The sequence below is a fragment of the Kineococcus xinjiangensis genome (genome assembly GCF_002934625.1).
Classification (GTDB): domain Bacteria; phylum Actinomycetota; class Actinomycetes; order Actinomycetales; family Kineococcaceae; genus Kineococcus_A; species Kineococcus_A xinjiangensis.
Genome location: NZ_PTJD01000011.1, coordinates 147,111 through 153,987, shown reverse-complemented (window position 1 = coordinate 153,987; position 6,877 = coordinate 147,111). Strand labels below are relative to the sequence as shown.

Annotated in this window: 11 protein-coding genes and 1 pseudogene; 5 read left to right on the top strand and 7 right to left on the bottom strand. The window is 72.0% G+C overall.

Annotated features, from left to right (window positions below; all coding sequences use genetic code 11):
• Positions 1 to 390: 390 nt before the first annotated feature.
• Positions 391 to 903: a hypothetical protein gene (locus tag CLV92_RS22505; protein ID WP_245886858.1), complete on the top strand. Its 513-nt coding sequence runs from the start codon at positions 391 to 393 to the stop codon at positions 901 to 903.
• Complete coding sequence (locus CLV92_RS23235; RefSeq protein ID WP_425433582.1) at positions 855 to 1,370, top strand: hypothetical protein; 516 nt, start codon at positions 855 to 857, stop codon at positions 1,368 to 1,370. Before CLV92_RS22505 ends, CLV92_RS23235 begins: the two co-directional genes overlap by 49 nt.
• On the opposite strand, the gene CLV92_RS15430 is transcribed toward CLV92_RS23235, so the two are convergent.
• Entirely contained in the window at positions 1,276 to 1,740 is a 465-nt protein-coding gene (locus CLV92_RS15430) for a grhN (protein WP_104434123.1), read from the bottom strand. The genes CLV92_RS23235 and CLV92_RS15430 overlap by 95 nt on opposite strands.
• Positions 1,741 to 1,969: 229 nt before the next feature.
• Between CLV92_RS15430 and CLV92_RS15425 the strand changes: the two genes are divergently transcribed.
• Positions 1,970 to 2,200: a hypothetical protein gene (locus tag CLV92_RS15425; RefSeq protein ID WP_146099574.1), complete on the top strand. Its 231-nt coding sequence runs from the start codon at positions 1,970 to 1,972 to the stop codon at positions 2,198 to 2,200.
• Positions 2,201 to 2,281: 81 nt separating this feature from the next.
• Here the strand turns inward: CLV92_RS15425 and CLV92_RS15420 are convergent, their stop codons facing one another.
• The 3 genes from CLV92_RS15420 to CLV92_RS15410 are packed head-to-tail and all read right to left on the bottom strand — an operon-like array spanning position 2,282 to position 3,607.
• Positions 2,282 to 2,890 (bottom strand): maleylpyruvate isomerase N-terminal domain-containing protein, encoded by a 609-nt coding sequence (locus tag CLV92_RS15420; RefSeq protein WP_104434119.1) that lies wholly within the window; start codon positions 2,888 to 2,890, stop codon positions 2,282 to 2,284.
• Between the two features lie 33 nt (positions 2,891 to 2,923).
• Positions 2,924 to 3,199, bottom strand: a complete 276-nt coding sequence (locus CLV92_RS15415; RefSeq protein ID WP_104434117.1) for a hypothetical protein — start codon at positions 3,197 to 3,199, stop codon at positions 2,924 to 2,926.
• A gap of 48 nt (positions 3,200 to 3,247) precedes the next feature.
• Complete coding sequence (locus tag CLV92_RS15410; protein WP_104434115.1) at positions 3,248 to 3,607, bottom strand: hypothetical protein; 360 nt, start codon at positions 3,605 to 3,607, stop codon at positions 3,248 to 3,250.
• Between the two features lie 139 nt (positions 3,608 to 3,746).
• Here CLV92_RS15410 and CLV92_RS15405 point away from each other — a divergent pair, with 139 nt between their 5' ends.
• Positions 3,747 to 4,112: a cupin domain-containing protein gene (locus CLV92_RS15405; protein WP_104434113.1), complete on the top strand. Its 366-nt coding sequence runs from the start codon at positions 3,747 to 3,749 to the stop codon at positions 4,110 to 4,112.
• A gap of 97 nt (positions 4,113 to 4,209) precedes the next feature.
• Here the strand turns inward: CLV92_RS15405 and CLV92_RS23085 are convergent.
• The 3 genes and pseudogenes from CLV92_RS23085 to CLV92_RS15390 form a co-directional block, all read right to left on the bottom strand.
• Positions 4,210 to 4,341: pseudogene (locus tag CLV92_RS23085) on the bottom strand (ArsR/SmtB family transcription factor); the annotation flags it as partial.
• Between the two features lie 40 nt (positions 4,342 to 4,381).
• Positions 4,382 to 5,092 (bottom strand): hypothetical protein, encoded by a 711-nt coding sequence (locus tag CLV92_RS15395; protein WP_146099573.1) that lies wholly within the window; start codon positions 5,090 to 5,092, stop codon positions 4,382 to 4,384.
• The gene (locus CLV92_RS15390) at positions 5,089 to 5,616 is read right to left on the bottom strand and encodes a SigE family RNA polymerase sigma factor (protein WP_104434167.1); all 528 of its coding nucleotides are present in this window, start codon (positions 5,614 to 5,616) and stop codon (positions 5,089 to 5,091) included. The genes CLV92_RS15395 and CLV92_RS15390 overlap by 4 nt, the downstream gene beginning before the upstream one ends.
• 189 nt (positions 5,617 to 5,805) lie before the next feature.
• Here CLV92_RS15390 and CLV92_RS15385 point away from each other — a divergent pair, with 189 nt between their 5' ends.
• The gene (locus tag CLV92_RS15385) at positions 5,806 to 6,867 is read left to right on the top strand and encodes a GGDEF domain-containing protein (RefSeq protein WP_158257275.1); all 1,062 of its coding nucleotides are present in this window, start codon (positions 5,806 to 5,808) and stop codon (positions 6,865 to 6,867) included.
• The last annotated feature ends 10 nt before the right edge of the window (positions 6,868 to 6,877 follow it).

Here is a 6,877-nt window from a genome sequence, read left to right as displayed (position 1 = left end):
TGCCGGCGACACCCACCCATGTCGACCGCGACGACGCAGGTCAGGACGAGACACCCACCCGCGAGTCCGGAACGCTTGCGATGCTCAGCCTCCGGCCGTCGCTCAGGGCGCTACCGACAACGGCTCAACGTGAACCGCCTCCATGGCGCTGGCGGCTCTGCGGTGGCACATGGGTGATGCGACGGCGATGCAGAAGGGTTCAGGCAGACAACGGGCGTGAGGTATGCCGCGCCGATTCGCGGTTTCTCCAAGCTCTGGCCGGAGGTCTCGCAGGTGCAGGGCCGCAGCGCCGACATCGTCATGTCGACTTCGTCCTGAAAGCAGGCGAGTGGTTCGGCGTGGAAGTTCGTGATCACCGGATCTTCACGTGTCGCACCAAGGTTGTTGATCATGGGCGCGGCATCGCCGGTGGCCGCCGAGCACCGCATCAGCCGCGCCACGGTGGGAAAGTGGGTCACGTGTGTGGCCGAAGCGGGGACGGAGGGGCTGCTCGATGCGGCCCGCTCAGGCCGGCCGCGCCTCTACGACGACGACGACGCGGTGAGCGACCTGCTGGCTGGGATCACGCTGGAACCGCCACGCCCGCGTCCGCTGTGGACCCATGCCCTGCTGGCCGAGGCGATGGGGCGGCTGAACTGGGGTGTCACCGCCTCCTGGGTCACCCCCACCCTGGGCGCACTGGGCTCGAAGGTGCACCGCGTCGTGGGCTGGCTACACCGCCGCCACGACTCCGACTTCGACGTCCGCGTCGCTGCGGTGCAAAAGGCCATCTCTGCCGCCGCACAGGATCCACGCCCGGTGCTGAGTCTGGACGAGAAGACCGCCTACTCCGTGCGCACCCCCGCCGGGGCACGATCTCCTGGTACGGAGTCCAAGAAGCCGCCACCGGCAACGTCACCATGATCCCCACCGCTGGACGGATGGACTCTACCGCCTTCACCGATGTCCTTGCCCGCCTCATCGACACCTGCGGCGAGGCCTTCACGCTGATTGTGGACAACGGCCCGGCCCACACCAGCCGCCACACCCGCACCTGGTTGGACGAGCATCCCGGAATCACCGTCATGCACCCCCGGCTCACGCCTCCTGGGTCAACCCCATCGAGTCGGTCTTCGGGATCCTCACCCGCCAAGTCCTCAAGCACGGCTGGTTCGAGAACCCCGCCGACTGCGACGTCCACGTCCAGACCTGGGCCGAGCAACGCAACCGCGAACACCACCCCGTCCACTTCACGTGGCAGTCAGCCGCCTGATCACGAACTTTCGCACCGAACAACTAGCGCAGCACGAGGATCCTGCGGTGCGCGGCGAGCTCCTCGTCCGTGGGCTGGCTGCCTGAGGGGATGCGCAAGGCGATCTTCTCGGGAGTGATGCCGGTGTCGAAGGCGGCCCGGAAGACGGCGCCCACGTCGGCGGGGTCTTCGAGGAGCGTCACGTGCACCGGGGTGCTGCGCCCTTCGGCGAGCAGTTGCGCGTCCGCGCCGCCGCGGAAGTTCACCCGCCACGCTCCGGCCGCGAAGACGACCCGCTGGTCGTCGACCTGGTGCACGGCGACCGGTACGTCGAAGCGGCGTCCGCTGCGTCGGCCGGTGAACGTGAGCACCGCCACCGGCAGGCGCCGCCCGAGACGGCTGGGGGCCAGGCGCCGCACGACGGGGTTGGCCACGCGGTCGATGAACCACCGGGGAGGTCGCCGGTCCTGGATCGCCTCTGCCGGCCGTGCTCCCTCGGAGTGCTCCATGGCCTCTTCCTACCGCAGTCGACGAACGGCCGAGGGCACTTGCTCTCTGATGCGGGCTCGGGCGGTCGTGATCGCGCCTGCCCGGTGGCGATCGCGGACGTCCCCTCGGCTGCCGGCTCCGGTTCGAGGGCGTCGTGGCGTGCCGGGTCCGGTTGGGATCCTGTCGAGGTGATCTGGTCGATGGCAGGAGCGGTGTGAGCCGGCCGGACGCGCGCCCGCGGCGTGTGTGGTGGTCGGCACGTCGAGCCTGGGCCCGGGGCTCGCCATCCCGCTGGTCGCTGCACCGTTCCTGCTGGTGGCCGCATGGCCGCTGCCGACCAGCGACCCCCTCGGCGTCGTCGGCGTCTTGACCCTCGCTGCCGTGGTGCTGGTCGGCACGGCCGTCCTGAGCGCGGCGACCGCTGCCGTGCACCAGGCGCTGCGCGGGCGAGGAAGTCCGCCGTCGCCCCGGTCCTCCTGACGCCATCGACGTGCTGGGACGTCGCCTCGCCCGGGACGCCGCAGGAGCCAGCGGTCAGCCCGGGCGGTTGAGTTCGACCCGTCAGTCGACGGGTCGCTGGTTGTGCCACTGCCAGTCCGTGCGTCGTGCCCGATCCGCGAGTTCAGCTCGTCCGGTGGCCCACAGCAGCGCTTCCCACGGCTCGTGGTCTTCGAGCACGTCGGTGACGTCGGGGAAGATCCGTCGGAGAGCCGCGGTGGGAGGGCCTGCGGGGCCGCGCCAGTCGACGCCGAGGCCGGAGCAGACGTCGTGGGTGTGGACCAGCAGTTCCACGACGCCCATGGCGGCTGTCGCTTCGGCGTCGGCCATCCCGCAGGGGTGCCAGCCGGCGGCTCCATCCGGGGCGGTGCGCACGGTCGCGGCCAGCAGCGCAGCGGCAGCCTGCAGGGCCCGCACTGCAGCGGCGTTGTCCGCCCCCTGGTCGATGCCGGCCGTCAGGGGCACGAAGTCGTTCTCAGCCCCGGTCGCCAGCTGCGCGGCGTAGGAGATGAGGCAGTCGGTGATGTGGACGACGACGTCGCGGCAGGACCAGGACACGTCACCGGCTCCACGGCTCCAGTCCGCCTCGCGCACGTCGTGGAGCACGGCCGCGACGGCCTCGGTCGCCTCCTGGAGGGCTTGGACATCGCACACCGGCACCTGCTCGCTCATCGGGGCATCGTGGCAGTCAGCAGCTGCCGGAGATCAGCGGGGCCGGTGCGAGACCTTCGCCGCTTCCGGCCGCTCGTCCGGAGCGACGCGCACGTCGACGTGCCGCTGGCACGGGGGGAGAGCCGGCCCCTCCGCGGTCGGCAGGAGCAGCCGGTCGAGCAGGAGGCTGACGAGCCACGCCGTGATCAGAGCGGCGTGGAGCAGGGGGAGCGCCACCCCGGTGATCATGTTCGGTGGCCGGGTGGGGTCGACCAAGCCGGTCACCCCCTTGGCCACCATCAGCACGCTGACCACCACGAGAGGGATCATCAGGAGGCGTGTACGCCTGCTGAGGTGCCGCCACGTCATCCGGGGAACCTAGCGGCTACCGCCGATAGGTCTTCGTCGCTGAGCGAGAAGGCGCAGCCGGCGTCGAGGGTGGCGCACCGGCTCGGGCAGCGACCACCGGCCGACTTCTGCGCCGGTGCGCACCTGAAGCAGCATCGGGTGGTATCCACGCCAGCCCTCCAGCACCGCGACATCCCCGCAGACGCTCACGTGCCGGCGCAGTTCCAGGCCCTGCGTGCTCCACACCTCCTGCCCGGTACCCGTGTCGCGGCTGACCAGGCGCGTGTGCCGTTCGGCCACGGTCACCGCCCCGGGTGCCACCGCGAGTGCCATCGGATCGGACGTCAGATGCAGCCATCGCGTCCAGGCCACCTCCGCGCACCCGCTCATCGCCCCACGATCCCGCACGACCACGAGGAGCGGTACGGACGGCCCGCACCGGCCCTGATCGCGTCAGCAGCGCGGCGCGTCAGTGCGTTGCGCTCGAAGGGGCTGGGCTCGCCGCGTCCGGAGGATGCAGACTGCAGTTATGGATCATGAGGTCGTCGACATCGCCGGCAAGCTGTCGCTCTTCTCGGAGCATTGGTCGCCGAAGGTGGTGGCTCGCCTCAACGACTACGAGATCAAAGTCGTGAAGGTCCAGGGCGAGTTCGTCTGGCACGCGCACGAGGAGACCGATGAGCTGTTCCTCGTGGTGCACGGCACCTTGACGATCCAGCTGAGGGACGGGGACGTGGTCCTCCGTCCCGGCCAGATGTTCGTCGTCCCCCGCGGGGTGGAGCACTGCCCGATCGCGGAGGGCGAGGTCCATGCGGTGCTCATCGAGCCGACGGGGGTCGTCAACACCGGCAACGCCGGCGGCCCCCTGACGGCCGCCTACGACGCGCTGCTCTGACCGACACCGTGGAAGCCCTTCGGTAGACCCGGGCCCCCGCCGGCGGCCCGCTCGCCGAGGTGAAGTGGAACGTGCCGCCAGCAGCCGGACAGGCGGTGCCCTTGGACTCGGCGAGCTCGCCGACGGTGGCGCCCCCTTCGCCCAGGCGCACCAGCACCCCTCGCCGGACGGGATCCGCCAGGCATGAGAACACCCGATCGAGCACCTCCTGCTGAACCTTCCGGTTCAGGACAGAACGCTGAACCGGAAGGTTCAATGGTCTGACCGCGTCATGGTCGGATGTCGGTGGCTGCCATCCAGTCCGGGGTGCCGGCGGTGAAGGGCACGGTTGCCCAGAACTCCCGCTCCGAGGTCGTCAGGCCGGTCTCGTCGGGCTTGCCCGGTGGGCTGACGAGGACGTGGAAGGAGCGGGAGTCGACTTCGCCGCTGCGGACGACCGGCCAGTCGGTGAAGCCCTGCTGGCAGGTGGCGAGGTCCGCGACGCAGATGAAGACGCCGGGACCATCGGTGTCGACACCGATGAGGGGCTGCTCGCCGTGGACGGCGACGTGCATCTCGAAGATGTCCGAGGGCAGCCGCTCGGGCACGACGAAGGCATCGGGGTAGCGCCGCATCGACTCGCGGATCTGCCCGCGCCAGTCCTTGAGCCCGTCCGGTAGGTGCGTCTCGCGCGGCAGCGTCCACCCCCCGGCGGTGAAGTCGTCCGGGGACGTGGCCGTGGTGGAGGGGCCGGCGGGTTCCAGCGAGCGGGTGTCGTCCGAGCCGGGCAGCGCCAGAGCCACCAGCACCACAGCCGCAGTGGCCCCCACACCTACTGCGCTCCGGACTAGGCGGCGACGGCGGCGCCGGATGCGCCCGCGGTGGTGGACGCGACCGATGAGCGCCGCGACGGTGGCCGTGTCCCCGGGCGCACTCGCCCCGGCGCGCAGCAGCAGCTGCTGAGCTCCGCCTTCGAGGTCCTCGGGGGTGAGCGGGCTCATCGGGCACCGTCCTTCCAGGGCAGCGGGGTGCTGTGGGTGGAGCTGGTGGACCGGCTCGCGCGCAGAGCGGTCAGGGCGCGGGCGCTGTGGCTCTTCACCGTGCTCAGGCCGATCCCGAGCAGGTCGGCGACCTCCTGCTCGGGGAGGTCCTCCAGGTAGCGCAGGACGAGGACGGCGCGCTGGCGTGCGGGCAGCCGGCGCAGGATGGCCAGTGCCTCGTCGCGGTCGTCGACCGTACTGGTGGAGCCGCTGGAGCCGGGGGCCGCCGGTTCCCCGACGGCGTCCCAGGTGACCTCCCGGCGCCGCGACCTGGACCGCCAGCGCGAGGTCGCGGCGTGGACCAGGGCGCGGTGGGCGTACCCGGAAGGGTCGTCGATGCGCGCCCACTTCACGAAGACGCGTTCCATGACGTCCTGGAGGAGGTCCTCCCCGGCATGGGTGTCGGCGGCCAGCAGCCTGGCTGTGCGCAGCAGCCGTGGCGTCGCGGTGACCGCCCAGGCATCGAAGTCTGCGTCCCCGCTCACCGGGCTCCTCGTCTCACATCCACACGACGCCGCACGGGGTGGCTGAAGACGTCACCCTCCCCGAACAATGGTGTGAGCTGTGCCACATCTCCCGCCACGACCCGCAGGCAGGCCCCGGGCGCTGGCCCGCGGGGAGCAGAAGCGCGCCATTCCCTTGAGACCCGCCCCGCCCGTGCCGATGCACGGAGGGTGCAGACCCCGCCGCGACCCGCGTCCCGGTGGGCTGCCCTGCTGCACTCCCTCGGCCCCCGCCACCCGCGCTCCGCCCGGGTCTGGGCCGCCGTCGTCCTCGTGGCGACCACCGTCATCTCCGTGGCCACCGCCGTGCTCGCACGCGGCGGGCTGCACACCGCCGACGTCGTGGCCGCCGTCGTGCTCACCGCGTTCTCCGTGGCGCTCGTCGTGCTGCCCCCCGCCCGGACCGTCGCGCTGACCGTGCTGGCCCCCGTCCTCGGCGTCGTGGCGACCGTCCTGCTGGACCTCGCCACCTCCGACGCGACGATCACCGGGCAGGTCTTCTTCTGCCTGCCAGTCCTCTGGGCCGCCACCCAGCTCCGCGTCGGCGGGGCCGCGCTCGTCACCGCCGCCGCGGTCGTCGGGGAGGCCGTCGTGGTGCTGTCCCTGCTGCCCCAGCAGCAGGCGCTCAACGAGCTCGCGTACATGTCGACCGTGCTGCTGCTCACCGGCGGGCTGCTCGCCAGGGGCAGCATGCTGCAGGACCGGCTCGTCGCCCGGCTGCGGCAGCAGGCGTCGGTCGACCCGCTCACCGGTCTCGTCACCCGGCGGGTGCTGGACGACGCGACCCGCTGCGCCCTCACCGGGGCCGGTGCCCGCACCGGCACGGCGCTCGTCATCATCGACCTCGACCGGTTCAAGAGCATCAACGACACCCACGGCCACCTCGCGGGCGACGCCGCCCTGGCGCACGTCGCCGGGATCCTCGGCGCCCGCTGCCGCGAGCAGGACGTCGTGGCCCGGATGGGCGGGGACGAGCTCGCGGTCCTGATGCCCGGCTGCGACCCCGACGTCGCCGCCCGGCGCGCCGAGCAGATCGTCACCGCCGTGCGCGAGACGCCCCTGCTCCTGCCGGGCGGTGTCGCGGTGCGGCTCTCCATCAGCGCGGGCGTCGCCCACGTCCCCCACGACGCCACCGGCGCCCAGGAGCTGTACGCCAGCGCCGACGCGGCTCTCTACGTCGCCAAGCGCGGCGGCCGGGACCAGGTCGGCCGGCCCCCCGCCCCCGCGGCCTGACCGGCAGGTC

What these genes read in the sequence shown, in the direction of transcription:
- CLV92_RS22505 (WP_245886858.1), top strand. Translation starts at nt 391, where the DNA reads ATGGGCGCGGCATCGCCGGTGGCCGCCGAGCACCGCATCAGCCGCGCC.
- CLV92_RS15430 (WP_104434123.1), bottom strand. Translation starts at nt 1,740, where the DNA reads ATGGAGCACTCCGAGGGAGCACGGCCGGCAGAGGCGATCCAGGACCGG.
- CLV92_RS15420 (WP_104434119.1), bottom strand. Translation starts at nt 2,890, where the DNA reads ATGAGCGAGCAGGTGCCGGTGTGCGATGTCCAAGCCCTCCAGGAGGCG.
- CLV92_RS15415 (WP_104434117.1), bottom strand. Translation starts at nt 3,199, where the DNA reads ATGATCCCTCTCGTGGTGGTCAGCGTGCTGATGGTGGCCAAGGGGGTG.
- CLV92_RS15410 (WP_104434115.1), bottom strand. Translation starts at nt 3,607, where the DNA reads ATGAGCGGGTGCGCGGAGGTGGCCTGGACGCGATGGCTGCATCTGACG.
- CLV92_RS15405 (WP_104434113.1), top strand. Translation starts at nt 3,747, where the DNA reads ATGGATCATGAGGTCGTCGACATCGCCGGCAAGCTGTCGCTCTTCTCG.
- CLV92_RS15395 (WP_146099573.1), bottom strand. Translation starts at nt 5,092, where the DNA reads ATGAGCCCGCTCACCCCCGAGGACCTCGAAGGCGGAGCTCAGCAGCTG.